Source organism: Serratia sp. 14-2641 (assembly GCF_001692375.1).
GTDB classification, from domain to species: Bacteria; Pseudomonadota; Gammaproteobacteria; order Enterobacterales; family Enterobacteriaceae; genus Chania; species Chania fonticola_C.
In genome coordinates this window covers 47,819-74,810 of sequence record NZ_LXKR01000021.1, presented here as the reverse complement: position 1 = coordinate 74,810, position 26,992 = coordinate 47,819, and the positions used below count along the sequence as shown (strand labels likewise).

20 protein-coding genes and 1 pseudogene are annotated in these 26,992 nt (G+C 48.9%); 9 read left to right on the top strand and 12 right to left on the bottom strand.

All coding sequences use genetic code 11. From position 1 onward, the window contains the following. Window positions 1–35: 35 nt before the first annotated feature. Window positions 36–1,136: a sodium-potassium/proton antiporter ChaA gene (gene chaA, locus A6U95_RS09105; protein ID WP_024529765.1), complete on the top strand. Its 1,101-nt coding sequence runs from the start codon at window positions 36–38 to the stop codon at window positions 1,134–1,136. Window positions 1,137–1,189: 53 nt separating this feature from the next. Here chaA and lpxO read toward each other — a convergent pair whose 3' ends face one another. Further along, on the bottom strand, window positions 1,190–2,092 hold the full coding sequence (gene lpxO, locus A6U95_RS09100) for a lipid A hydroxylase LpxO (RefSeq protein WP_065684265.1): 903 nt from the start codon (window positions 2,090–2,092) through the stop codon (window positions 1,190–1,192). 626 nt (window positions 2,093–2,718) lie between these two features. Beyond that, window positions 2,719–3,291 carry a tyrosine-protein phosphatase gene (locus A6U95_RS09095; RefSeq protein WP_065684234.1) on the bottom strand — a complete coding sequence of 191 codons (573 nt, stop codon included), beginning with the start codon at window positions 3,289–3,291 and terminating at the stop codon, window positions 2,719–2,721. Window positions 3,292–3,425: 134 nt separating this feature from the next. Here A6U95_RS09095 and A6U95_RS09090 point away from each other — a divergent pair, with 134 nt between their 5' ends. Further along, window positions 3,426–3,899 carry a GNAT family N-acetyltransferase gene (locus tag A6U95_RS09090; RefSeq protein ID WP_065684233.1) on the top strand — a complete coding sequence of 158 codons (474 nt, stop codon included), beginning with the start codon at window positions 3,426–3,428 and terminating at the stop codon, window positions 3,897–3,899. Window positions 3,900–4,102: 203 nt separating this feature from the next. Here A6U95_RS09090 and A6U95_RS09085 read toward each other — a convergent pair whose 3' ends face one another. Together A6U95_RS09085 and A6U95_RS09075 are read right to left on the bottom strand one after the other, a co-directional pair. Then, on the bottom strand, window positions 4,103–4,582 hold the full coding sequence (locus A6U95_RS09085) for an Hcp family type VI secretion system effector (protein ID WP_065684232.1): 480 nt from the start codon (window positions 4,580–4,582) through the stop codon (window positions 4,103–4,105). Between the two features lie 469 nt (window positions 4,583–5,051). Then, on the bottom strand, window positions 5,052–5,723 hold the full coding sequence (locus tag A6U95_RS09075) for a hypothetical protein (RefSeq protein WP_065684230.1): 672 nt from the start codon (window positions 5,721–5,723) through the stop codon (window positions 5,052–5,054). A gap of 381 nt (window positions 5,724–6,104) precedes the next feature. Between A6U95_RS09075 and A6U95_RS09070 the strand changes: the two are divergent. The 5 genes and pseudogenes from A6U95_RS09070 to A6U95_RS09050 form a co-directional block, all read left to right on the top strand. Beyond that, window positions 6,105–6,520, top strand: a pseudogene (locus A6U95_RS09070) (Presumed portal vertex protein); the annotation flags it as partial. 251 nt (window positions 6,521–6,771) lie between these two features. Beyond that, window positions 6,772–6,975 carry a helix-turn-helix domain-containing protein gene (locus A6U95_RS09065; protein ID WP_065684229.1) on the top strand — a complete coding sequence of 68 codons (204 nt, stop codon included), beginning with the start codon at window positions 6,772–6,774 and terminating at the stop codon, window positions 6,973–6,975. A 48-nt stretch (window positions 6,976–7,023) separates the two neighbouring features. Continuing rightward, window positions 7,024–8,697, top strand: coding sequence for a hypothetical protein (locus A6U95_RS09060; protein WP_139102348.1), 1,674 nt, complete (start codon window positions 7,024–7,026; stop codon window positions 8,695–8,697). A 265-nt stretch (window positions 8,698–8,962) separates the two neighbouring features. Continuing rightward, window positions 8,963–9,565 (top strand): site-specific integrase, encoded by a 603-nt coding sequence (locus A6U95_RS09055; protein WP_065684227.1) that lies wholly within the window; start codon window positions 8,963–8,965, stop codon window positions 9,563–9,565. Between the two features lie 215 nt (window positions 9,566–9,780). After that, entirely contained in the window at window positions 9,781–11,532 is a 1,752-nt protein-coding gene (locus tag A6U95_RS09050; protein ID WP_065684226.1) for a hypothetical protein, read from the top strand. 180 nt (window positions 11,533–11,712) lie between these two features. Here the strand turns inward: A6U95_RS09050 and A6U95_RS09045 are convergent, their stop codons facing one another. The 7 genes from A6U95_RS09045 to putP all read right to left on the bottom strand — a co-directional run bounded on the left by A6U95_RS09045 (window position 11,713) and on the right by putP (window position 20,497). Further along, complete coding sequence (locus A6U95_RS09045; protein ID WP_065684225.1) at window positions 11,713–12,867, bottom strand: IS30 family transposase; 1,155 nt, start codon at window positions 12,865–12,867, stop codon at window positions 11,713–11,715. A 421-nt stretch (window positions 12,868–13,288) separates the two neighbouring features. Then, entirely contained in the window at window positions 13,289–13,690 is a 402-nt protein-coding gene (locus A6U95_RS09040; protein WP_065684224.1) for an SIR2 family protein, read from the bottom strand. A gap of 362 nt (window positions 13,691–14,052) precedes the next feature. Further along, on the bottom strand, window positions 14,053–14,841 hold the full coding sequence (gene phoH / locus A6U95_RS09035) for a phosphate starvation-inducible protein PhoH (RefSeq protein WP_021180979.1): 789 nt from the start codon (window positions 14,839–14,841) through the stop codon (window positions 14,053–14,055). A 633-nt stretch (window positions 14,842–15,474) separates the two neighbouring features. Then, window positions 15,475–16,770 (bottom strand): iron uptake transporter deferrochelatase/peroxidase subunit, encoded by a 1,296-nt coding sequence (gene efeB, locus A6U95_RS09030; RefSeq protein WP_065684223.1) that lies wholly within the window; start codon window positions 16,768–16,770, stop codon window positions 15,475–15,477. A gap of 11 nt (window positions 16,771–16,781) precedes the next feature. Continuing rightward, window positions 16,782–17,915, bottom strand: coding sequence for an iron uptake system protein EfeO (efeO, locus tag A6U95_RS09025; RefSeq protein WP_065684222.1), 1,134 nt, complete (start codon window positions 17,913–17,915; stop codon window positions 16,782–16,784). Window positions 17,916–17,933: 18 nt separating this feature from the next. After that, window positions 17,934–18,779: an iron uptake transporter permease EfeU gene (gene efeU, locus A6U95_RS09020; RefSeq protein WP_065684221.1), complete on the bottom strand. Its 846-nt coding sequence runs from the start codon at window positions 18,777–18,779 to the stop codon at window positions 17,934–17,936. Between the two features lie 239 nt (window positions 18,780–19,018). Continuing rightward, on the bottom strand, window positions 19,019–20,497 hold the full coding sequence (gene putP / locus A6U95_RS09015; RefSeq protein WP_139102346.1) for a sodium/proline symporter PutP: 1,479 nt from the start codon (window positions 20,495–20,497) through the stop codon (window positions 19,019–19,021). A 556-nt stretch (window positions 20,498–21,053) separates the two neighbouring features. Here putP and putA point away from each other — a divergent pair. Next, entirely contained in the window at window positions 21,054–25,025 is a 3,972-nt protein-coding gene (gene putA, locus A6U95_RS09010; RefSeq protein ID WP_065684219.1) for a trifunctional transcriptional regulator/proline dehydrogenase/L-glutamate gamma-semialdehyde dehydrogenase, read from the top strand. Window positions 25,026–25,106: 81 nt separating this feature from the next. Here the strand turns inward: putA and A6U95_RS09005 are convergent, their stop codons facing one another. After that, window positions 25,107–25,736 (bottom strand): TetR/AcrR family transcriptional regulator, encoded by a 630-nt coding sequence (locus tag A6U95_RS09005; RefSeq protein ID WP_065684218.1) that lies wholly within the window; start codon window positions 25,734–25,736, stop codon window positions 25,107–25,109. A 208-nt stretch (window positions 25,737–25,944) separates the two neighbouring features. Here A6U95_RS09005 and A6U95_RS09000 point away from each other — a divergent pair, with 208 nt between their 5' ends. Beyond that, a complete protein-coding gene (locus tag A6U95_RS09000; protein WP_065684217.1) occupies window positions 25,945–26,880 on the top strand; it encodes a nitronate monooxygenase in 936 nt (311 codons plus the stop codon). Window positions 26,881–26,992: the final 112 nt, after the last annotated feature.

Sequence of the window (26,992 nt, the reverse complement as noted above, 5' to 3'; positions counted from 1 at the left end):
ACGGGCCACGCAGTTTGAGAAGGAGATGTACCGTAATGAAGTCGCACAACGATCCTGGCCGATCCAAATCTCGCCACACAGAGTATTCCCTGATTTTCCCTATCGCCGCGCTGGTTGTGCTCAACTTGTGGAGCGGTACCAGTAGTTTCCCACTGATCGTAGCCATCAACATTATTGCCCTGGTCGGTATCCTCAGCAGTGCTTTCAGCGTGGTACGCCATGCAGACGTACTGGCCCACCGCTTGGGTGAACCCTACGGATCGCTGATCCTCAGCCTTTCAGTAGTGATCCTGGAAGTGAGCCTGATTTCTGCCCTGATGGCAACCGGCGACGCGGCCCCGGCCCTGATGCGTGACACACTGTATTCAATCATCATGATTGTGACTGCCGGACTGGTTGGGGTTGCCCTGCTGCTCGGCGGGCGCAAGTTTGCTACCCAGTACGTTAACCTGGGCGGTATCAAACAGTACCTGATGGCGATCCTCCCACTGGCGGTCATCGTGCTGGTGTTGCCAAGCGCCTTGCCTGGGGGCAACTTCAGCGTGGGCCAGTCACTGCTGGTTGCGGCCATCTCAGCGGCAATGTACGGCGTGTTTCTGCTGATCCAGACCAAGACCCACCAGAGCCTGTTTGTTTATGAACATGAAGATGACGATGGCGACCCGCACCACGGTAAACCCTCATCCCACAGCAGCCTGTGGCATGCCGCCTGGTTGATCGTGCATCTGGTCGCGGTAATTGCCGTAACCAAATTCAACGCCAACCCGCTGGAGGGCTTGCTCACCAAGCTGAACGCACCAACCCAGTTCACCGGTTTCCTGGTTGCATTGCTGATCCTGTCCCCGGAAGGGTTGGGCGCTCTGCGAGCGGTGTTGAACAATCAGGTGCAGCGCGCCATGAACCTGTTCTTCGGCTCGGTGCTGGCCACCATTTCACTGACCGTGCCAGCGGTAACGATTATTGCCACCCTGACTGGCCAGACGCTAATCTTCGGCCTGCAGCCACCGCATATGGTCGTAATGCTGACGGTGTTGATATTGTGCCATATCTCGTTCTCTACCGGCAGAACCAACGTGTTGAACGGCACCGCGCACCTGGCGCTGTTTGCCGCTTATATGATGACGATATTTGCCTGATACCGGTTGGTTACGAAACATCAGCGGGGCGCATTATTTGCGCCCCGTTCTATTTAAAATGCGAAGAAAATCAGTGCGGCGATCCCGCCAAACAGCAGCCATTTGATAATGTAATAGCCCGTCTTGTTCCAGGCTTTTAATCGCTTGCCAACCTTACGCACGGCATAGATATATTTGAACAGCCGATTAACGCCGCCGGTACGATCGCCCTCTTCATTCGGTGCTGTCGCAGCACTCATCAAATTACGCCCCAACCAGTGATTCACCGCCTGAGCCCAACGGTAACGCATTGACCGTTCGATGTCGCAAAACAGGATCAAACGGTTTTCCCCGCTCTGATTTTCGGCATAGTGCAGATAGGTTTCATCGAACATCACCCCTTCGCCGTCACGCCAACTGTAACGTTCGCCATCCACTTCGATAAAGCAGCGGTCGTCATTTGGGGTGATCAACCCCAGGTGATAGCGCAGTGAACCGGCATAAGGGTCGCGGTGGCGTGGCAAGCGGCTGCCATGGGGTAATTCGGCAAACATCGCGGCCTTCACCGAAGGCAGGCTGCGTAACAGCGCAGTGGTTTGCGGGCATAACGCCATTGCCGAAGGATGGTTATCCTCATACCACTTCAGGTAAAAGCGCTTCCAGCCGGTTTTGAAGAAGGAGTTGAATCCGGCGTCGTTAAACTTGTCCGACGCTTTGATTTGCTGGATCTCCATCAATTGCTTCCCTTCTTCCCGAATGGTCTGCCAGTTGTCACGCAGGATAATGAGATCGGGGAACTGCTCCGGTTGCAGGTAAGGCGTGGTCGGCACCCGTGAGAACAGGTACATAAACACGTTCAGCGGCGCGGTAAAGGTGGAATGGTCGGAAAGCTGACGCCAGAAAGGATAGCGAACACGGCCACGAAAATGAATGTAAATAACGCACAAAATCAATAAGATCAGAATGATATATTTCATGATGACTTCAGAACCCCAAAATACGACCATCAGTATGCCAAGCACGGCACACAACCCAACGATTTCCCTAGCTCCGTTAAGATCGGTTTAACGGCCGCAAGACACCAATAATTAACGTTATTGAAACCAAAATTCTATACAAAAAGCCGCAAAAATTTACACAAAGCTTAAACGAGAATGGGATTTACGCTAGGGAGGGAGCTAACGATTTAGCAGAGTCGGATTGGGTGGAGTAAATGAATATACGGGGAGAGATGCAGGATTGTCGGTCAGGCAATCGGGTCCCCCCTCACCCCAACTCTCTCCCGCAGGGCGAGGGAGCTGCAACGGTGCTGTGTTTTGGCATTTTGACTGGTCAGAACGTGGGGCGTTAAGCGAGTGCGGAGGTGGGAGGCAGGAGCTAATCCGTGGCACGGTAGGTCCCCCTCTCCCTTTGGGAGAGGAATTGATACGGTCTTGTATTTAGTTATAGGAAGCCATCTGCAGCTTATTTACGAAGGAAATCGATACGGTGTTGTAAACCGATAAAGAGGCCAATTGGTAGCACGGCCAGTCCCCTCTCCCTGTGGGAGAGGGTTAGGGTGAGGGGACGGTCGCCATAGCCAATCCCCCCCTTTTCTAGCAAATCACTTCCCCTTGCCAAGGTTATCGGCAAAAACCCGCTGCCGTATCTTGCTGACATCGACATCACCAATATAGCGCGCAATCCCGGCATAATATTTTTCATGATAGCCATGCTCCGGCTTTCTCAATTCGGCCAGCACCGCAGGCTTATCCGCATTTTCAAATACCAGGCGATACATTGCCACCACTAGCCCGGTACGATCGCTGCCGTGCCAGCAGTGAACCAACACAGGTTTCAGGGCAAAACGAATTTCTCTGAGCGCCGTCACCACGATCTCGTCATTAATTACGGCGGCATTGATCGCTACCCGGCGCAGAAGCAAGCCTGTGCCTCTCGCTTCACTGTCGTCGTCGTGCCACTGGCGTAAACTGAGTACGGTTTTGATGCCCTGCTGCTCGAGCGTTTGCATCTGGGCAGCGGAGGGCTGAGAGGAGCGGTAGAGTTCTGGAGAGACCTGATGGTAGTTCTCTGGGGTCGTGGCATTTACCGAGGCAGTAAAACTCCCCACCAGCAGCATCGCGCCCAGTAACCACGTTTTCCCTACGCTGGACCGCCAGCGCTGAATATCGTCCATAATAGTATTCCTTAGTGATCCTGCGATTTATTGTACTCAAATTGGCCGCAATGGCGCAGCTTTATTGGTATCATCCCATTTACTGTTGCCCACCAGCACACCATAGTTTCTACCACATATACAAAGAGTTAGTAATGGATATTGTATTTAAACGCCTTAGCGATATCGATCGAAGCGAAATTATTGCCCTCAACACTAACCCAATGGTTTTACGCCAGATGCCCTTGGGTGATTCGAGTTTTGGCGATGCTGAATGTCTGGAATGGGTAACAAGCAAAGAATCCCAATGGGATGAATACGGATATGGGCCTTGGGCTTTTACAGTAAGCGACAAGTTTGTCGGTTGGGGAGGCCTGCAATACGAAAACGGAGATGCTGACTTGGCTTTAGTGCTCCACCCTGATCATTGGGGGCTCGGAAAAAAAATCTATGACAAAATTTTATCTTATGCTTTCAGTGAGATGGGGTTCAAGTCAATCACAATCCTGCTGCCCCCAACACGATTGAAAATTAAAGCAATATTTCGGCTGGGATTTCAGTTTGATGGTGACATTGAATATGACGGCGTTCATTTTATTCGCTATCGATTACACGCCCCTAAACGGTAAAAATCCACACTGGCGGACGATACGCTAATGGTGGCATGGCAAGCCTTTGGCTGAAGGTTAGAGTGACGGGACGATCGCCGTAGCCAATCCCCCCCTTTGTCTCGCAAATTACTCAGCCTTCACCGCAGGCCAGTACCTCTGGCTTCACTGTCATCATCATGCCACTTTCGCAAACTGATCGAGTCATGGTTCAGATGGCACTCTCAATAAACATTGTCTGCCCAGATGCTATAACCTGAGGTGCCTGCTGCATGGTGCTTCCAAGTAACACTTTGATACTTTACCGACACCGACTCATAGGGTTGAGCATCATTATGGGTTAGCGAATTTGGATAATGGCTAGAAAAACCAACGATTGTCGCACCCGTGATTTCTATGGAGTAATACAGTTCTAAAGTGCCATCTGCCGCTGTGCGATAAAAATCAAAACGAAGCGTCAGCAACTCATTATTAGTTATTGCGATTCCAAACAGAGGCGATGACTTATCAATCGCTTTGACAAAATCGATAGGCTGATGGTTTACATGCTGTTCGCGTGTAAGATCATGATCAAAGGAAAAGATAGGAATTTCATCTTCATGCCCGACTTGATACCTATTCCCTATCGAGGCATATGTCGAGCAACCAGCGGAAATCAAACCCTGCGTACGCCCTTTTGCTGTCAAATAAATCAGATTTGCCATAATTATTCCCTTAAAGTTGAATGTTGCAATACTCCTTACCCGGAGTCACTCATCAATTTATTTCCTTAGAGAAGGATAACATTAAGCACTTCTCACCACCTCGGAGACTCGTCTCGCTCAGAAAAAAATACTCATCACCACGTTTCGGATGATTCCCCCATGAATATCCAGCACTTAGATCCTTTCCCGTACTTTTTATATATGAAAGTAACTTCCCATAGCTCTCATCGACATTGCTTAGCCCACAGGTATACATGATGCTAGTCTGAGGATCGGACTCATCACTGGGCCCATACTCAAAGTAATAATCCTCTGATAGCCTCGGGGCATTTCTTATCTCCGCATACGTCAGAAGATAGTATTTTAAGAATTCTTTATCAGTGTAAGTAACATTAGGCATAGTCCATAACCACACCAAATAAAAAATAACAAAAAACACCGCTATAATAAAAGCCATCATTGTTTTCAATTAGCGCACACCTAAGAATACGTTAGCATCAAGCGTATTTATTACTAAATCACTCTCATAGGAGGAGAATGGCTTGATAGACGACAGATAAGATGGGAGCCCTTTTTTATAAGGGTATGCATTATTGGGAAATCTTTCAGGATCGGGGAAAACAATCGCTTTTAACTCATTATTTTTATACCGACCAACAGGGCCATAATAGTCCCATATTTTCTGTGCATATTCCTTTGGCTTTGGCCTAATGAGTGCCATGTAGTTACGGGGAAGAACTACGGAGTAAAATCCCAAAAGGTTTGATACCAGATCCTCACAGCTAAAACCACTGTCCGTCACGCGGGAAAACAAAGCGTTCGATTGCAGCCCTTCAAATTTTAGCGAAACATAAAACATTATTGAAAGTGCTATGGATCGTTTGGTTTCTATCGACAATCCCTTCTTGACTTTCCATTGTGCCCGAACGCCAGTGCGAATACTGACACCAGCAAATGCTTTCCCCATGGCCTGGGAGTAATTAACCAAAAAATAATTCTTTAGCAAGGGATTGTGTGGCTCACTAAGCAACTGCCCCCATAATGCTCTGGCATCATCCCCTTTAGCATGCCCTTTATCAATCCACCCAAGATGCTCGGTGTAGATTAATCGGCCTTTTTCTATGTCTGCCCTGGTTGTCATATCCCTAACTCCTGTCAGGTCCCTTATTAATATCAGTATTACTATATATTAATAATTATGTCCATACACTAAAACTCGCCCCCCATACTTAATTGGCAAAACCCTATTAAAATCAACCAACTAAATAAAATTAGCGTGATATAACTAGGTTATTGATTAAATAAATAAACTTGCAATCATTAATGCTTAATATTTATTGCTTATTTGACTTAACTTACAAGATCAAAAACACCGCAACCTAACCCGCGCAGGCCACTGGCTAGCCGTCACTGGTACTGAAACCTCTCACTCTATTGCAGCTAACCGCTAACTGATTTACGTTAAACACAGCATTCAAGCCAGTACCTAGAGTACACACCCGCGGTTGCGCATACTGATTGCATCATATAGGTCACTGATGTGGCCAAGGGCACCAACGACGTCGATGCGCTGCGCGAAGCGATGAGTAACTCAAAGGGTTTGGGTAATTTCAAGAACCTGTTTTTCTATGTGCCGAACGGAAAGCACGACGGGATTAAAATCGTGCTGCTCAGTGAAGTGGCCACCAAAGACGATTTCTTTAACATCAAAAAGTCAGCGCGGCTGACCTGAAGCACGCCCACCGTATCCCCCCCTATCAGTTGATGGGTGGCAAGCCGGAAAACGTCGGGTCAACTGGAGACGTAGAGAAAGCGGCAAAGGTCTTTGTGCGCAACGAGCTGACACCGCTTCAGGAGCGCATCAAGGAGGTTAATGACTGGCTTGGGATTGAGGTCATCCGGTTTAAAAAATACACCTTCAACAACAACGACAAGTAACCCTACAGCCCCAATTTAGGTGTATTAGTCACGACTTGACCTGACACGGGTACGACACAGAGCCAATCTGACAGGCAGCTCTGTGCCATTAACGGACGTTACTAAGATCCCGCAATTCAACTTAGAGTGACGAAACACATGTTAATTCATTGATTTTAAATATTAATTTTTTCCGGAAAAAGCTGTCTATATGATTTTTTTTTCTGTTAAGTAAGATTATCTCGACACACAAACGTAACAGGAGCTAAGAAATGTTTCGAACAATGAATGATGATGTTCTCGAGGCCCTTTTTATCGAAGGTCTTACAAGAGTTGAACAAGATCGTTGTATGCAGTACCTTTATGATAAAGGGCATAACGTGCCAGCAATTGCAAAGAAATTTAACCTCAGCCAAGCATCGGTTTATAGCCGTATTAATGCAAATCGTGGCCGAGGCCCGGCGTTTAATGCGTAGTAATTGATGGCTGTAGGTAACTACAGCCATTTTTAAATGGATATGATTATGAAAAAATCAAAGATTAATGAAAAATTAAGAAATGAATGTATAGAAAGATATTTGAAAAAAAATGATTCAAGTCATTTTTCTGCTCCAGAATACTACTCTCCACTATATCGATCGCTTTACGATCATCTTATTGAAGGACAAAACCCACCGTTCTATGATGCTCGAATTCAAGATTTTGATGACCAGTTGGAGAAAGATATTCTTCTATGTAATACATCATTTGATCGATATCTAGTGTTACTTTATCCTAGTCGCTATGAAGCTTCAAATCCACTACCATTAAGCCCATCCGATCTAAATGTTGAGTCATTAGTAGACTACCTTCATAATCAATATGGTAAAACAGCAAATAATAGAGACTCTTATAACTATGACAGAGAAGTAAAAAAAATATTAAGCCTTATTCAGATAGAAAAAGCTACTCATCTTAAGGATCAAGCAAAGTCAGGTTTATATAAGCTATTGGTTTTATCCTACAAACTCTCATCAATAAATAACAGATGGAAAGATCTAATTCAATATATTGAACCTGAACTGTCAAATAAAGCAAGCATGGATAATATTGTGGATTTCAACATGCTAGAATTAGATAAAGCAAGAGAGAATAGTGCTATTATCAAAATGTTTTATTTTGAGCTAGACCAAGGAAAAAAGGACGGCGATGATACTGAGTCTCGTCGCATAATGATTATACCATTTGCTTATGATTTACTTTTTAAGCTACTACAAAATAAAGCATATCAGCTTTTTTATACTTACTCTGATTTAAACTCTATAAAGTTATATTTTGATTGCCTTATCTCACGATTTGATAAATTACTACTTGTTGGTAACAATATACATTATACTGACAAAAACCAAGAGTTATTCGATTTGTTACAACTAACCGTATTAAAAAATATTTACTCTAACGGACTATTAGCCAGAAAAAAATTTGAAGAAAAACTAGAGAGATATGATTGCAGAATAAAAAACCTTAATAATTGGATTGTAGATTGCAAATCCAATACATCTGATATACCTCAATTGGTTGAAGTTGAACTAGGATTGTCAGAGGGAGAATTCAATCAACGCTGGTTATCACTCGCTGATACTCTTGCTAAAATTGTAATTAAAACCGGGCATATTCCTCCTGAAGAGCAACACGTATTTCGGAACATAGGTTGTATACTAATAGCGCGTTTTAATTTACTTGAAACGGTTCAACTTAAAAGCAAAATCCAAGGTGAAAAACATAATGAATACGACATTATGAAAGAATTGGAACGCGCACATGAATGGTTGATGAAAAATGATCCAAATATCGAAAGTAAGCATCATTTAAGCTTGATGAGACCAACTTCTATACATTTCTTTATATACATCTTTGGGAAATCCATTTGGAACATGGATTGCATTGAACTAAGGAAATTTAATAAAAACTTTATCAACTCTGATTATCATCATTTTAGAGATATTTTGTTTGATACAATTTCAGATATTATTTCCAAGTTAAGATACATTGACCATATAAGTTGCCTTTCTGTTTTAGATGTTTTTTTTGGGGAAATCCTACATGAGCCATTTTCCATTGATCAAAAATTTATTAGATCTATTGGTAACGAAATGGCAATTTATAATCACAAAGTAAGAAAATATATATATTGGAGCCCACTAGATAAAAAAAATTAATTTAACCTTAAGAGTAATATATTTAAAGTTAAGTTGTTTATTACTTCTAAGCCATAAAGTATCATATCTCCTTATAGTGTTTAATTTCTGCAATTGCAGAAATTTTCATTTGCAGTGATAGGGCTAAGAACTCATGACCTGCACCCCGTTGATTAACTCAGGATCATGTTAGTAATGCGCCAACGGTGATAATAATATGAATTTCCGCTCTTCGCTCATAAGGGACAACCATACTCAAATCTCCCACATTGCAGGAGATTTGAGTATGAACACGTCACCGTGGAACAAAGACCGTATCATCGGCCAAAAAAGACCACTTCAGATATCTCATATCTGGGGGATCCGAATTCGGCTTGAACTGGAAGGTAAAACGCGCGATTTAGCTCTGTTCAATATGGCCCTGGACAGTAAGCTTCGAGGCTGTGATCTGGTCAAACTCAAAGTATCTGATGTGGCATATGGTAGCTCGGTTTCAAGCAGAGCAACGGTGTTGCAACAGAAAACCGGCAGCCCTGTGCAATTTGAGATAACCAAAGGGACAAGAGAAGCTGTGGCTGCATTGATAAAGCTTGGCAATTTGCACAGTAAAGACTTCTTGTTCCGGTCTCGGGTCGGAACTAACCAGCACATATCAACCCGACAATACAACCGAATCTTTCATGGGTGGGTAGAAAAGCTTGGTCTCGAAGATTCGCTTTACAGCACACATTCCATGAGAAGAACAAAACCTTACCTGATCTACAAGAAAACCAAGAATCTTCGGGTGATCCAACTTCTGTTGGGCCATAAGAAACTGGAAAGCACGGTCCGTTATCTGGGCATTGAAGTAGATGATGCTTTAGAGATCTCTGAATCGATTGAAGTCTAAAGTTGTCAGGGCTGCAACAGCAGCCCTGTGCCAAGAGCGGACGGTTTGAAAAATAATTGTGCTACTCAGCAACAGGTACATAGTAGTTTCTGCTTTTATAAATTTTACAGCCCTGCAATGATTCTATGGACAAAAGTAGGTTAGACACATACCATCCAAAATGGATATGATTACTGTGTTAGCAAATACTCATGGTTATCACGGAGGGCTATTAAGTGCTTGATTATTTATCAAAGCTTCCTTTACCGGCTGAGCAAATACCTCAGGGTTTAAAGGATCTATTATTTGTTGAAGACAATTCTAACCCCCAGCGAGATGTTACTGTAACCCATCGGTACGAAAGAAATAAATATCAAGATGATTATGATTACACTCATATGATCATGGCCGTAGTTCCCGAGGATGATGTCGCAAATCTAAGTGTGTTACGTGAATCCTGTGAAGGTGTCGTCACATTTTCCACGCTGGACTGCACAGAGAAAGGTGGGGCTTGGGGTACAGATATATCTATCTCCGGTTATGGGTATATTGTAGCTTCTTGGGGTTCAAGTCTTCACTACTCCTTTTTTTTGGCCGAAGATGTCTGGATGAAACTGGGATTGAAACCAAGGCTCATAGGGGATGATGAACAAAAAGTAATTTTTGATGAGGTTTCTTCGCCATCATATGGAGTCGCACAAGGCGATGTCTCAAGCGAATATTATTTCAAAAGCAACAAAGATGTTAAATGGACGATGAGGAATGATTACCTCAGAAAATATTTATGGATGAAAGGTTGTGTTGGAGTAAAAGTTTTCTTCTTCGAAGCCTATATCGAACGAACTAAAGAGGTACTCGAACTCTTATCAGGTTCTAATCACTTTAGAATCAAACTTCCTTGGATTGAATTTGAAATAGTTGATCATACAGATAGGATATTGCTTCAAGCATGGGGAACTGTTCAATCTGTTCAGCCAGAGCTTTGCTTTGAATTAGACGTCAACACATTAGTATGGCCCGGTCACAAGTCACCGATGACAATGTCACAAGCTACCGATTATCGTAGTGGCGAATACGTATATGTTGATGATGCTTTTCTTACTAAATATGAGAAAGATAAGACATACGAAGCCATTCCATTTTTTGATGGTAATCACTATCATGCAGACCCTAGCTATGGCGGGCAATGGGCATTTAGAGACTGTGTCAGAGTCGGAAGAAACTTAGTGAAAATACCTTTTTATGAGCTTTACCGAGGAGTTCCAGAAAAGGAAATATATCATGTATTTGATTATGCGAAAGACCAAAGCCTTATTGATGCTAATTCATTAGATGATGAGCATATTGTTTCTAAGACTTTTAGATTTGCTAGAGAACTAGCTGAGCTTAATGAAAACCTAGTAACTCTAGGTAGAGTTTTAGATGTTCCCCTGTCGAGTTCTGATATTTTTGAATACAACAGAGATGAACTTGATGATGAAGGTATTAGAAACTATCCTGTACTGCAAAAGCTTGCTCATGTAGCCTCAAGCGATATGCAAGAGCAAGATTTCCTGGCTAGATGCAAGACTATAAACGAGATCATTAATAAGATTAAAACTGGTTCATTAAAGAAATTAAGTATTGCTATGGGTGTAAAGGCTAAGGATATTGAAAGATTGCAAACGCTAAAGTTATTGCAAGGAATATTAAACCTTACAAAGGTTATTAATGAACAAAATGAAGATCAATCCGCGCTAAAACATGCCAATGAACTTGCAAATTATAATTCATCCAATCATACGTTAGCAGCTCTATTTATAAATAATGACTTGAGGAACGCTGAAGCTCATGAAGCAGTCAATAAATCCATTGAACATTTAGCTAGTCTTGGTTTTGATAGCGCAACTTTGGCATCAGGTTATAGCCATGCTTTAGATTTTATATTTGATCAAGTCATTGAGAGCTTGAAGAATTTTAATGCAACTTTAAATAAAGTACTGCATTAATGTTAGAGTGCAATATAAGCTTTAGATGATATTCTAAAGCTTTTTATTCAGTTAATACTTATTGGTGCTATTAACAAATAATTTTTATGTCTTCTGGAATCTTTTTGAAGATAAAAGGGTCGTTAGTAATACATTCAATAGTTGCGGACTAATTGCCAATGTCCGCTCCTCGCTGTGAGTTCAACCGATGGATGCAACACATTGGTTAAAACGCTCAGCGGGTGATTCATAGTCTAACGTTTTTCTTGGCCTCTCGTTGAGCTGCCTGGCAACACTGTTTAGTCTTTGCTGGCTGTGAACCGATAAGTCAGTTCCTTTTGGAAAATACTGCCTGAGCAATCTGTTCGTGTTTTCATTTGAGCCACGTTGCCAGGGGGATTGAGGATCACAGAAGTAAACCTGTATATCTGTGGCTACAGTAAACCGGGTGTGGCTGGTCATTTCAGCGCCCCGATCCCATGTTAATGTTTTATAAAGTTCAACAGGTAATTCCCGGGCTTGTTTGATAAGTGCAGATATGACCGTTATGGTCTTGTTGTCCCTGATTTTGGCCAGCATAACAAAGCGGGAATGGCGTTCTACGAGGGTGACGATATAGGAGTTTTTCGAGCCCTGGATCAGGTCACCTTCCCAGTGACCTGGTATAGCTCTTTCTGCGGCTTCAGGTGGCCTTTCGCTGATAGGTATCGCATCAGGGATTGACCCTAATCCTTTCCCTTTTAGCGATGACGTTCTGGATCTACGCACTACTCTTCCGCTTCTGAGGCATTGCTGCAGTTCTTTTTTTAATGCTCCCCGGGTTTGTATAAAAAGCGTTTTATAAATCGTTTCGTGTGACACATGCATTTCCTGATTATCCGGATAACAGCGTTTCAGCCAACCGGCGATTTGTTCCGGCGACCAGTCCTGATGCATCTTCTCTGCAATGATTTTACACAATGTGGGGCTTTCAATTAGCTTGCAAGGTTTTGGTCTCAGGGCACTTTCCCACGCAGCAGTATCCGCTTTTGCTGCACGGTATTGTTTTGCACCACCGTGCCTCTTGATCTCGCGGCTAATCGTTGAGGGGGCTCTTGATAATTTATAAGCAATGTCCCTGATACTGCGTTTTTCTACCAGTCCTCTGGATATCTCCTCATCAAGCGAAAGCGCTAACCGGTGCCTCTTTCGGACAGGGGGACGGTATCCACCAGTCTGGTGGATAGTGGGCATGATAGAAGAATGATATCTGTCGAACATTCTGGCGATATCATGCAGGGAATCACCTTGCTTATACCTATCCCAGATAATCGCTTTCTGTTCTGGCGTGTAGTAAATGCGCGTTCTTCGTTTCATGGCAACGTCCCCCTCGTTTAAGGATAGCGTTGCTTCGACCCATTGAACTCACAGCTCAAAGCCGACTGTCAGATAAGGTTGGTTCTATACGCGGTAACTGTCAGATCTAGTTTGAATTGATACAATTTAGGCGGCTTTTCTATACCACTCTGTAACGCTCTCAGACGCCCGTCACGATGCGTGATCCTTTACCCCACCTCTGATTTAATTTCACAAATCCAACGCCGCCACAACGCGAAAAAACAATTATTTTTTAAAAAAATTAACTCTCCGCACAATGCTATCCCCACCACGCCTGCCCGCTTCATGGGTCGGTTTTCATGCAGTTGTATGACCCAGAAAAACCCGCGCCAGCATTACCTTCATCCCGAAAGAGTAATATCAAAGAGCACATGAAAATTCATGTGCTCTCATTCATCAGTTACCAATTCATTGTTTCCTTAATACCTTGCCTATGCTCATCAACTAAATGTACGAGCTGATTTAAACTATTAGTCAACACATCATGAGACCCTTTAGAATTCTTATATTGTAGAATATTTAAATTTAGAGTGTTCTCAACAATCGGTTTCATCTCTTTATGAATACCTTTATCTGATGTCACCATGAAATGGGGTTTAGTTGCATCGTGCTTAAAAAATGAGTCTTCTAAAAGGAGCCTAATATCAGGATCATTAACACCACACCCAATGAATAAGAAAGTATGTGTCAGACTCAGCGCATTAAGGAGCACCTTGGTGACGTCTGGGTCATTCCAACTAACATCCCCGCCCCCAATCAATTTCATCACCACCGTGACGTACTCAGGCGTTGCTACCTGCATATCTGGTCTCGGTTCTCGCTGAACCTTCCCACAGTTATTGACAGAACTCCGAGTCATGCCAAAGGCACTTTTTAACTTCAAAAGAGCCTAATCAACGCACAACAAGCACGAGCCGAACATCACGCAGCACGTCTGTGCTCCAACTTGCCCAACGTTGTACGCCGCTAAACCACCTTCATCAACGGCAGCACTAAACACCTCAGTCAAGAATAGAGCATCCACATAGTGTCCACACTTGAGTCGTTTTTAAGGTCTTACAGGCACCTACGGTGGAATTTAACTCATTGTTTTACATTATATTCCATGTCATTCATGGCATAAAAAAGGCCACCGAAGTGGCCTTTTGCAAGCTTTCAGACAAATTAATCGTAAGCATTAAGCGTGCGTTGGCACAAGGCAGAGCGCACACAGTCCTGTTTGTCGAAACGAATAATGCCGACCATCTCGTCCTCTTCGAAGCGCTCCAGCGCATCGCTAAGGCCGGATTTCACGCCGCGTGGCAAATCGCACTGGGTAATATCGCCGTTCACGATCACCGTGACGTTCTCGCCCAGACGGGTCAAAAACATCTTCATCTGGCTGGCCGTCACGTTCTGGGCCTCGTCCAGGATGACTACCGCATTTTCGAAGGTACGCCCACGCATATAGGCGAAAGGCGCGATCTCTACCTTGCCAATTTCCGGGCGCAGGCAGTATTGCAAGAACGACGATCCTAAACGGCGTAGCAGAATGTCATACACCGGCCGGAAATAAGGGGCGAACTTCTCAGAGATATCCCCCGGCAAAAAGCCAAGATCTTCATCCGCCTGCAGAACCGGACGAGTGACGATAATCCGATCCACCTCTTTATGTATCAGGGCTTCAGCTGCCTTGGCTGCACTGATGAAGGTTTTACCACAACCGGCCTCACCCGTAGCAAATATCAACAGCTTGTTTTCTATGGCTGATAAGTAATGACCTTGAGCTTCGGTTCTAGCCTCGATGGTAGAAGTATCCCGGCTGTCACGAGCCATGCCGATAGATTCCACACCACCCATTTGTACCAGCGAGGTCACGCTTTCTTCTTCACGCTGGCGATGACTACGAGCGTCACGACGAATGACGCGTTTGGCTTCACGACGTGCTTTGATCACTGCTTTCTGTCTTCCCATAGTGGCACCTTACAGTTTGTTTCACCTACCGCAGGGCAGCTAACACCGAGCGATTATGTTACACACGTATCAGGTTGTGGCCCCCTTTAAAGCCATTGAATGACGTGAACACCTAGCCGCCAAAAGGCGCGGCTCTTTTTCACAGAACAACGAGGTTGGTACAAAACAAGAGTGTGTGTCAGCCGGATTAATGCGAAAGGAAAGCCAAGAGTCGGTCAGAAATTGAGAGTCGTAGAGAGAGCCCTCGTTACAACGAGAAATCAGGGAAGGTATGTTATTTGTTGTTTGTAGCCCAACCAAGGACTTTACCATTAGCGATCCCCGCAGTGATATTTACAGCATTGAGCTGTGCACCGTGTGAAAACTACCGCCAGATGATTACAGTATAATGACATTCAACCGCGCCGCGTTGCTAAAATGTAAAAAAATTTAATATTTTTTGTTTTAACCCGCTGCAACACCACTATATCAAAGCGAAAACGACTTGGCATTAAATTATTTTAATGTTAAATATCAATGCATTGATATTAATCCCGGCGAATGACATTTAGGTTTCCGGATTAAAAATTGAGCAGATAAAAAAAGCGCAGCTTTTGCGCTGCGCTTCTCTGTTTTGCTGAAAAACTTAGCTGTTCATACCTGCAGCAAGCCGCTGGCCAAATAATCACCACTCGTCTTGACGCCCGGTAACACAAAGAAATAGCCGCCGCCGATAGGCTTGACGTATTCCTCCAGCGCTTCACCGTTCAACCGTTTCTGCACTGTCAGGAAACCCTGCTCCAAGTCTGCCTGGTAACAGATAAACAACAGGCCCATCTCCAGTTGCCCCGAATTGGAAACGCCCAACGAATAGCTGTAGCCACGGCGCAGCATCAGGCTGCTCTGGGTTTGCGGTGTGCGAGGGTTGGCCAGCCGAATATGGGCATCCATGCGGATCAGCTTACCTTCCGGATCCTTGGCATAGTCCGGTTCGTCATGCTCGTGCTTCATCCCCAACGGCGCGCCGCTGTGTTTTTCACGGCCAAAGATGGTTTGCTGCTCCTGCAACGGAGTCCGATCCCAAAATTCGACGTGGAAGCGAATGATACGCGCGGCCTGATAGCTACCGCCAACGGCCCACGCAGGTTCCCCCACCTTATCGCCGACCCACACCACCTGATCCATTAACGGCTTATCGCTGGTTTTTGGGTTGGCGGTGCCGTCTTTGAAACCCAGCAGGTTAATCGGCGTCTCTTTACCCCGGCTGCGGGCCGAGTGTGCCGAGATAAAACCTTCCCGCTTCCAGCGCACGCTGAGCAAGTCTGGCGAATGCTTGATGATATCGCGCAGCGCGTGGATCACCGTTTCATTGGTATTGGCACAGATTTGCAGCAACAAGTCACCATGACACAGGGCAGCATCAAGTGAATCGTTGGGGAAACGCGTCATGGTTTGCAGGTGCAGCGGTTTCTGCGCCTGCAAGCCAAAGCGCTCATCAAACAACGAGGTGCCAACGGAAACGGTGATAGTCAGGTTATCAGGGTAAATTTCCGGCCCCATGATGCCCGAATCCAACGGTGGCAGCTTGGGATCGACCTCCGGTGCCTTACCGCCGCTGGTGAGGAACGCGATACGGCTGGTCAACAGACGAAATAACCGTTCAAGATCCTGTTTGTTGGTCGCCAACACATCGAAAGCCACCAGCATCATGGCCGCTTGCTGTGGCGTCAAAATACCAGCTTGGTGCTGGCCATAGAACGGTTGTTTTTGCCAGCGTTCGTCCTGCGAGGTAGCCAGCGGCTCTTCTGCAGCCCGTGCCAGGGATGGCCCCGCCAACGCCAGAGCACCGCCCATCATGCCCAAACCCTGCAACAACCGCCTGCGCGAAGGCGAAGCGGCCTGCTCATCTTGAGGAAACGGCCCGTTTTGCGGGCCGGTCTTGTAGTTCATCATGCTCAGCCTTAATCCAGACCCAGTACGCCACGCAACTGTGACAGGTCTTCTGCCAGCGTAGTGATCGGCCCTTTCATCGCATTACGATCCGCGGTGGTCAGCTTCTCGTAAGACTCATAACCCTCTGCGGTCTTGTATTTAGCCAGGATGGTATCGACGGTTTTAAAGTTGGCGTCGATCTTCGCCAGCAGCGGCTGGTTGGCCTTTTCCAACAGCGGACGCAACAGGTTCACAATCTTCTGGGCGCCATCAACGTTGGCCTGGAAATCCCACAGGTCGGTCCGGCTGTAGCGATCTTCTTCACCGCTGATCTTGCTGGCCGCCACTTCTTCAATCAGGCCAGCAGCACCACCCACCACTTTGCTTGGCGGGAAGGTCAGTTCACCGATACGTTTTTGCAACTCCAGCGTGTCTTTGTACAAACCATCGGCATACTCATTCATGCCCTTGGTGGTGTTGTCGGCGAACAGCGCTTTCTCCAGACGGTGGAAACCGGTGAATTTTGGATCTTCGGCTTTTTTCTCATAGTCGTCTTCACGGGCGTCGATGCTGCCGTCCAAATCGGAGAACAGCTCGGCAATAGGTTCGATACGCTCGTAGTGCTGACGGGTTGGCGCATAAAGCTTGCGGGCCTGGGCCACATCACCGGCTTTGATCGCATCAGTAAACAGCTTGGTCTGCTTGACCAGCCCTTCAACTTCCTTGGTGACATAGACTTTATATTCGGCAATCGGGCCAACCAAATCCATCACATTTGGTTTGCCATCAGCTACCGCACCCGCAGCCGTGACGACAAGCTTGCCTTTCGGGTTGCTCAACAGCCCACAGGTCATGTCATATTCGCCCGGCTCGAGGTTTGCCGTCATTTTCTGGGTGAAACCTGGCGCGATATTTTCACGCTCTTCCACCACCATCACGCCTTTGAGGATTTCCCACTCCAGGTTTTTTTGGCTGGTGTTATGCACCACAAACTGGGTTTTACCGGCGGGCAGGGTCAACTGCATCGGCTCACACTGTTTGTCGTTAACGGTCACCAAAACCCGAGGGATATCCGCAGCCAGCGCGTTGAGACTCAGCGCGAAAGCAGGAACGGCCAGTAATGCGGCGTGCAATGCCTTGCGGCGAAATAACGGAGTAGACATACGGAATTCCCTATTAAATTAGTGATGTGTCTTGCGTTGCGCCGGGATCGCAGAGGACTCCGTACGCTGCGGCAGGAAAAAGAAAATCAGAGCAGGGATCAGATACAGGAAATAGACCGCCACTTCGCTGACCGATGGCGCTTCCTGATAGCCAAACATTCCCTCTAACAGGGTGCCCAGCAGTGAATGCGTGGATAGCTGGTTGCTGAGGTCGAACGCGATATCCTGGAAGTGGTTCCATAATCCAGCCTCGTGGAAGGCACGGATCGCCCCGGCGGCCAAGCCCGCAGCCACGAACAGAATAAACAGGCTGGTCCATTTGAAGAACTTGGCCAGATGCAGTTTGATGCCGCCCCAATAGATCAGCATGCCCACCACGATGGCGCACGCCAGGCCGAGCATGGCACCGATTGGCGCGGCAATGCCCACATCCTGCTGAAACGCAGCCAGCAGAAAGAACACCGACTCCAGCCCCTCACGGGCAACGGCAAAAAACACCATCGCCACCAACGCCCACCCTTGCCTTTTGCTCGAGTTGAGGGCGTTATCAATCGCCCCTTCAAGATGCACCTTCACCGAGCGGGAAACCTTGCGCATCCAGAACACCATATAGGTCAGAATACACACCGCCACCACCGCTACCAGCCCTTCAAACAGCTCTTGCTGTTTTTGTGGAAACTCGCCGGTGGTTTCATTGATGAAGATACCTAACGCCAGGCACAGAGCAACGGCGACGATCACCCCAATCCATACCACACCAAGCCATTGACCGCGTTGAGTCCGCTTCAGATAGCTGGCGATCAAACTGACGATCAGCGCAGCCTCTAACCCCTCACGGAACATGATAAGGAAAGGAACAAACATAGAATATTAACCCCTGAAAAGGCGTTTGTAGTCAGCCGCTGGCGCCGAATCGACCAGGCTGCGGCAATGTAAAGAAAAGTAAACCAGAACGATAGTGATTATCATTCTACTGAAAAGAAAAACAAGAGGCGGAAGTGTGATTTTTATTAATCAAATGTCGCTAGTTGTTACAGCTTGGTGAGAGTAGTAATGAGGAAAGCGGATCTCTCCCCGATTGCCGGGGAGAGATTAAGGCGGATTTAGACCGTTTTGAACTCAGCCTCTGCCAGATCAAAACGTTTGGTGATGGTTGCCGAAGGCTGGCGCCCCATCAGGCTAACCGCCACGATGGCGATACAGCCAAACACAAAGCCTGGAATGATTTCATACAGATCCAGCCAGGCGTAATGCTTCCAGACGATCACGGTGATCGCCCCCACCAGCATACCGGCCAGCGCGCCGTTACGGGTCATGCGCGACCACATCACCGAAATCAGCACCACCGGGCCAAATGCGGCACCAAAGCCGGCCCAGGCATAACTTACCAGACCCAGCACGCGGTTCTCCGGGTTAGCCGCCAGGGCAATCGCCACCAGTGCCACCACCAACACCATCGCACGCCCTACCCACACCAGCTCACGCTGGCTGGCCCCTTTGCGCAAGAAGGCTTTGTACAGGTCTTCAGTGATCGCACTCGAACAGACCAGCAGCTGACAGCTCAGGGTGCTCATCACCGCCGCTAGAATAGCCGACAGCAGGATCCCGGCAATCCATGGGTTAAACAGCAACATGGCCAGTTCGATAAAGACCCGCTCGCCGTTTTGCGTCACATTGCCCGCTTGATCCGGGTTATTGGCAAAGTAAGCGATGCCGAAGAAACCAACCGCAATGGTCCCCGCCAGGCAGAGGATCATCCAGGTCATACTGATGCGGCGAGCGCTACGGATGGTGCGGTGGGAATCCGCCGCCATAAAGCGCGCCAGAATATGCGGCTGACCAAAGTAGCCCAAGCCCCAGCCCAGCAACGACAGGACAGCCACCAGATTCAGCCCTTTCATCATATCCAGGTTGGCCGGGTTTTTAGCCGCGATCACCAGCATCGAACTGTCGATGCCGCCCACGGCGAAGATGACGATCACCGGCGTGAGGATCAGCGCAAAAATCATCAGGCTAGCCTGCACGGTATCGGTCCAACTGACCGCCAGGAACCCGCCGATAAAAGTATACAGAATGGTAGCGGCTGCTCCGGCCCACAGCGCGGTAGCGTAGGTCATGCCGAAGGTGCTTTCAAACAGGCGCGCACCGGCCACAATGCCGGAAGCGCAATAGATGGTGAAGAACACCAGGATCACGATGGCGGAAATCACCCGCAGCAGTTTGCTGTTATCCTCAAAACGGCTGGTGAAGTAGTCCGGCAGCGTCAAGGCATTGTTGTTGGCTTCGGTATGGACGCGCAACCTCCCTGCCACCAGCTTCCAGTTCAGGTAGGCACCGATGGTCAGCCCGATGGCGATCCAGCTCTCCGAAATACCGGAAAGGAAAATCGCACCTGGTAACCCCATCAGCAGCCAGCCGCTCATGTCGGATGCTCCGGCGGAGAGCGCGGTCACCACGCTGCCCAGGCTGCGGCCACCCAGAATGTAATCGTCAAAGTTGTTGGTGGCCCGATAGGCCAGCAGGCCGATCACTACCATCCCAAGAATGTAGACCACGAAGGTCACCAGCATAGGTGTGTTCATTATCTTAAACTCTCCAATTCTTATTCCCTTCTCCCTTTCAAGCCGCCGTATGTTAGCAGCCTATTGAAAGTTATCGGGTATTTTTATGTCAGTAATTTCACCCGCCAAGTGCCGGAACGAGGCGCATTGCGATGGTGGCGAGCGAACAGCGTTTATACCCATCATGGTCTGAACGCTGGCTATCCTAGTTGAGGCAGTCAACAACCAACAAGAGATTTAACAAAAAAGTCACACGAAACTCACGCCAGCTCACATTTATTGGCTGTCAAGGTTGTACTCATCACAGCAGGAGTGAGTTGCACCTCTTACTTAACCCTGATTAATACAGGGAAATACCCTAGTCTTACACCACAACCCCGCTTATCTGCCCGTCATCCGCAGTGCTCAGATGTTAAAAAATCGATTGGAGTCACACTTCGCCACCAGGCCACATTTAACAAGGTTGCACAAAGTTGCAACATGCAGGATATTGTCGGCATCAAAAACCTCATTACTCTACGGAGCGCCCCTAATCTCGCCGGTTGGGAGGGGTTCCAAACACAGGAGCTGGATTGGCATGGGCACTACCACAATGGGCGTGAAGCTCGATGAAGCAACCCGCGATCGCATCAAGAGCGCGGCACAACGAATTGACCGCACGCCACACTGGTTAATCAAGCAGGCTATTTTCAATTATCTTGAGCGTCTGGAGAGTGGTTCCGATCTGCCAGAAATTCCGACGCTGGCCGCAACCAACCAGGCAGAAGCGGATGATGTTACGCCGCAGGTGCCAGAAGAGTCCCATCAGCCTTTCCTTGAGTTTGCTGAACAGATCCTGCCGCAGTCCGTCACTCGTGCGGCTATCACCGCCGCCTACCGCCGCCCGGAAACTGAAGCGGTGCCAATGCTGCTCGAACAGGCGCGTTTACCTGCCGATCTGGCACAGGCCACCCATAAACTGGCCTATGGCATTGCCGAAAAGCTGCGTAACCAGAAGAGTGCCAACGGTCGTGCCGGTATGGTGCAAGGGTTGCTGCAGGAGTTTTCGCTCTCTTCTCAGGAAGGGGTGGCTCTGATGTGCCTGGCCGAAGCACTGCTGCGTATTCCAGACAAGCCAACGCGCGATGCGTTAATCCGCGACAAAATCAGCAACGGCAACTGGCACTCCCACCTTGGCCGCAGCCCTTCGCTGTTCGTCAACGCCGCAACCTGGGGCCTGCTGTTTACCGGCAAGCTGGTATCTACCCATAATGAAGCCAATCTCTCCAGCGCACTGAACCGCATCATCGGTAAGCGCGGCGAGCCGTTGATCCGTAAAGGGGTCGACATGGCGATGCGCCTGATGGGCGAACAGTTTGTGACCGGTGAAACCATCGCCGAAGCGCTGGCCAACGCACGTAAGTTGGAAGACAAAGGCTTCCGTTACTCTTACGACATGCTGGGTGAAGCCGCACTGACCGAAGCCGATGCGCAGGCCTATCTGGTTTCCTATCAGCAAGCAATCCACGCTATCGGCAAAGCCTCCAATGGCCGTGGCATCTATGAAGGCCCGGGCATCTCGATAAAACTCTCGGCGCTACACCCGCGTTACAGCCGTGCCCAGTACGATCGCGTGATGGAAGAGCTGTATCCACGCTTGCTGTCGCTGACGTTGCAGGCGCGCCAATACGATATCGGTATCAATATCGATGCCGAAGAGGCCGATCGCCTGGAAATCTCCCTCGATCTGCTGGAAAAGCTGTGCTTTGAGCCGCAGTTGGCCGGTTGGAACGGCATTGGCTTTGTTATTCAGGCTTACCAGAAGCGCTGCCCGTTTGCCATTGATGCGGTGATCGATATGGCCAGCCGCAGCCGTCGTCGCCTGATGATCCGCCTGGTTAAAGGCGCTTACTGGGACAGCGAAATCAAGCGCGCCCAGATGGATGGTCTGGAAGGTTACCCGGTGTATACCCGCAAAGTGTATACCGACGTTTCCTATCTGGCCTGCGCCCGCAAGCTGCTGGCGGTACCGAACCTGATTTATCCGCAGTTTGCTACCCACAACGCCCATACCCTCAGCGCCATCTATCATCTGGCAGGCAATAACTACTATCCTGGCCAGTACGAATTCCAGTGTCTGCATGGCATGGGCGAACCGCTGTACGAACAGGTGGTAGGTAAAGTGGCCGACGGCAAGTTGAACCGCCCTTGCCGTATTTATGCGCCAGTCGGCACGCACGAAACGCTGCTGGCCTATCTGGTACGCCGTCTGTTGGAAAACGGGGCCAATACCTCATTCGTTAACCGTATTGCCGATGCCACCCTGCCGCTCGACGAACTGGTAGCCGATCCGGTCAGCGCGGTCGAGGCCATGGCGGCTAGCGAAGGCCGCATAGGTTTACCGCATCCGCGCATTCCGTTGCCGCGTGAGCTATATGGTGAAAAACGCGTTAACTCCAGCGGCCTGGATCTTGCCAACGAACAGCGGCTGGCTTCGCTGTCCAGCGCCCTGCTCACCAGCGCAAGCCAACAATGGCGTGCCGAGCCGATTATTGATGCTCCGTTGGATCAAGGAGTTGAACAACCGGTGATCAACCCAGCCGAACCGGGTGATATTGTCGGCTATGTGCGTGAGGCCACCGAAGGTGAGGTCAGCCGGGCATTAGACTCTGCTGCCGCTGCCGGGCCGATCTGGTTTGCTACCCCACCTTCCGAACGTGCTGCCATTTTAGAACGCGCGGCAGAGCTGATGGAAAGCCAACTGCAAAGCCTGCTGGGGATCCTGGTGCGTGAGGCGGGTAAAACCTTCAATAACGCCATCTCAGAAGTCCGTGAAGCGGTTGATTTTCTGCATTACTACGCTGGCCAAGTGCGTGACGACTTCGCCAACGACAGCCATCGCCCGTTAGGGCCGGTAGTCTGCATCAGCCCGTGGAACTTCCCGCTGGCCATCTTCACCGGTCAGGTTGCCGCCGCCCTTGCCGCCGGTAACAGCGTGCTGGCAAAACCGGCAGAACAGACGCCGTTGGTCGCCGCCCAGGCGGTACGCATCCTGCTAGAGGCTGGTATTCCTCAGGGTGTTCTGCAACTGTTGCCTGGCCAGGGTGAAACCGTCGGTTCCCTATTGGTCAATGATTCCCGTGTACGCGGCGTGATGTTCACCGGCTCTACCGACGTTGCGGGCATTCTGCAACGCAACATTGCAGGCCGCCTTGATCCTCAAGGCCGCCCGACGCCGTTGATTGCCGAAACCGGCGGTTTGAATGCGATGATCGTCGACTCTTCCGCCCTGACCGAACAGGTGGTGACCGACGTCGTGGCCTCCGCCTTCGACAGTGCCGGGCAGCGTTGCTCTGCCCTGCGCATCCTTTGCGTGCAAGAAGACGTGGCAGAACACACTCTGAAAATGCTGCGCGGGGCGATGGCCGAATGCCGGATGGGCAACCCGGAACGCCTGTCTACCGACATTGGCCCGGTGATTGACGCCGAAGCCAAAACCGGCATTGAACGCCATATCCAGGCCATGCGTGCCAAGGGCCGCAAAGTTTATCAGGCGGCAAAAAGCCTGGGAGATGATGAAAAAGAGTGGGCTCGCGGCACCTTTGTGAAACCAACGCTGATCGAACTGGAAAGCTTTGACGAGCTGCAAAAAGAGATCTTTGGCCCGGTACTGCACGTGGTTCGCTTCCAACGTGCCAACCTGGGCGCGTTGGTCGATCAGATCAATGCTTCAGGCTATGGTCTGACGCTGGGTATCCATACGCGTATCGATGAAACCATCGCCAGAGTCACCGATCATGCCAAGGTAGGTAACCTGTATGTTAACCGCAATATGGTGGGTGCAGTGGTAGGCGTGCAGCCGTTTGGCGGCGAGGGATTATCTGGCACCGGGCCGAAAGCCGGTGGTCCACTCTATCTGTACCGCCTGCTGGCCAGCCGTCCACAGGATGCCGTGCAGCGCACTCTGAATCGCCAGGATAACGAGCGTCCTCTGGAGGCTAGCGTGCGCCCTACGCTGCTTGTGCCGCATCAGGCTTTGGAACAATGGGCCGTAGCAGAGAACCATCGCGAGTTGGCAGTTCTGGCGCAACAATACGCCGAACTGGGTCAGGGTGGCACCGTTCGCCCGCTGCCAGGCCCAACCGGGGAACGCAACACTTACGCCCTGCTGCCACGTGAACGCGTGCTGTGCCTGGCGGACAACAACGCCGATGCGCTGAACCAGTTGGCCGCCGTGCTGGCGGTTGGCAGCCAGGCGCTGTGGCCGGAAGCGGAATTGCAGCGTACGCTGTATCGCAGCTTGCCAGCCGCCGTACAGGCACGGATCGGTTTCACCAAGGATTGGGCTCAGGATAAAGTCGAGTTTGATGCGGCCATCTATCACGGCGACGCCGATCAGCTGCGCACCCTGTGTGAGCAGATTGCTCAACGCAGCGGTGCCATTGTCTCGGTGCAGGGCTTCGCTCGCGGTGAAACCAATATCCTGTTGGAGCGCCTGTTGATCGAACGCTCATTAAGCGTCAACACCGCTGCCGCCGGGGGTAACGCCAGCCTGATGACGATCGGTTAATCGCCAAATTTCGAGTAACATCGCCAACCCCGCAGCAATGCGGGGTTTTTTATTGTCTGAGGTATGGCAGTTCAAAAGCCGTCAGGATGAGGATATCGCTTGCCATTGATCCATAAAGATATCCACCAACCCAGAGAGCTCTTCTCGGGTTGCGCCATTGCGGGCTTGCACAGACATGCCCTGGATGACATTGGCAATGTACTTACCCAACAGAGCACAGTTGGTGTTTTCCGGCAGTTCTCCCCGGCGAACGCGCAGCTCCAGGCACTCGACAATTTTTTTCTCTGCGGAATTTCTTGGCTGGCTAAGCTGGTTAAATAACGCCTCATCCTCAGCAGACATCCCAAAAGTGGCAACAACCATAAAGCAGCCGGCGGGAGTCTCTGTGTCGGTAAACCAATCAACGCAAGTCCGCAGCAACTGCTCAATCACCTGTGGCAAAGGGAGATCGTCCTGTTCAAGGATTACATCTCTGGCGTGGCCGTAAGTGGCCAGATACTTATCCACCGCCGCACAGAATAAGCCTTCCTTGCTACCAAACTCAGCGTATAGCGAAGAGGGTTTGGTGCCTGTTTCCTCAATCAGTTGAGACATCGACGTAGGTTCATAGCCAAAGCGCCAGAACAACCCCATAGCCTTCTCCAGCACATCGTCGCGATCGAGTTTTTTAGGCCTGCCACGTGCAGGCCGCTCCGGTAGATCCTTTCTCATGTATAGGGCTCCTGGGCCTTGGTGACACCATTTATGTAACGATCACTATAAAATATTGCCCCAGTATATACCATGGTACCACTTAAAATAACGATCATTACAAAATATGATTGCATCATCGCCACTCTGCGCGTATGGTCATTAAATAACGATCGTTACATAACCTGTAAGGATCGTCCTGCGCAAAACTTTACTAAGGAATGGAATCATGAAATTACAGAGTTTATTGGCGATCGAAACACCGGTTATCCAAGCCTCCATGGTGTGGCTGAACTCAGCCGAACTGGCCGCTGCGGTATCCAACGCTGGGGGGCTGGGAGTATTAGGCCCGAATGCCGGACGCCAGGTTGCCAATGGCGGAATAGTTGCGACCGTAGAAGCTTTCCGCCAGGAAATAAGGAAAACCCGAAGCTTAACGGATAAACCCTTTGCCGTTAATTATCTCCTGCCCATCGAAGGAGTCGATATCAGCTTTAAATACGCCGAGCCGTTACTGGAGGCCATCCTGCAGGAAAAAATTAACATCGTCATAACCAGTGGTAAGGATATTACCAAAGGTGAAGCATACATCCGCAGGCTGAAAGAGGCTGGAGTTATCGTTATTCACCGCGAAATCTCACCGACAGTTGAGAACTCCATCATGGCGGAAAATATCGGGGTGGATGCGATCATTGTCACCGGCCATGAGGCTGGAGGACACCTGAGTGAACACCGTATCAGCACCCTGGTTTTACTGCCCCAGGTCACCGATGTGGTCAAAATCCCGGTGATTGCCGCCGGAGGTATCTATAACCTGAAAACCGCAAAGGCGGCCATGGCAATGGGAGCTGCCGGGATCTATGTCGGCACACGTTTTATCACCACGTTTGAATCCCCTGCCAGCCTCAATACCAAGCAAGCGATTGTCGACGTTCAGTCTGAGGAGTTGGTTGAAATTAATACTCCGGCGGGAGATATTCGCGTCATCGCCACCGAGAGTATCCGCGCGGGACGCGGCGAGAGCGAAGTGGGCATCATCAAGACAGGTATGTTAGACGGAGACCACCACTATGGGGTGATCACGGTATCTGGCGCCGCTGGCGGCATTGGCAAGATTAGCAGCGTTAAGGAAGTGGTCTGCGAATTCTCTTCTGCCTTTCACTAATAGATTCTGTTGAGTAGCCAGTAGCACCACGAACATCCCAAAAGCCCTGGCAGAATGAAGATGGCAGCCCCAATTGCGAGCCTCTTCGCAAACCCCGCATTGACGCGGGGTT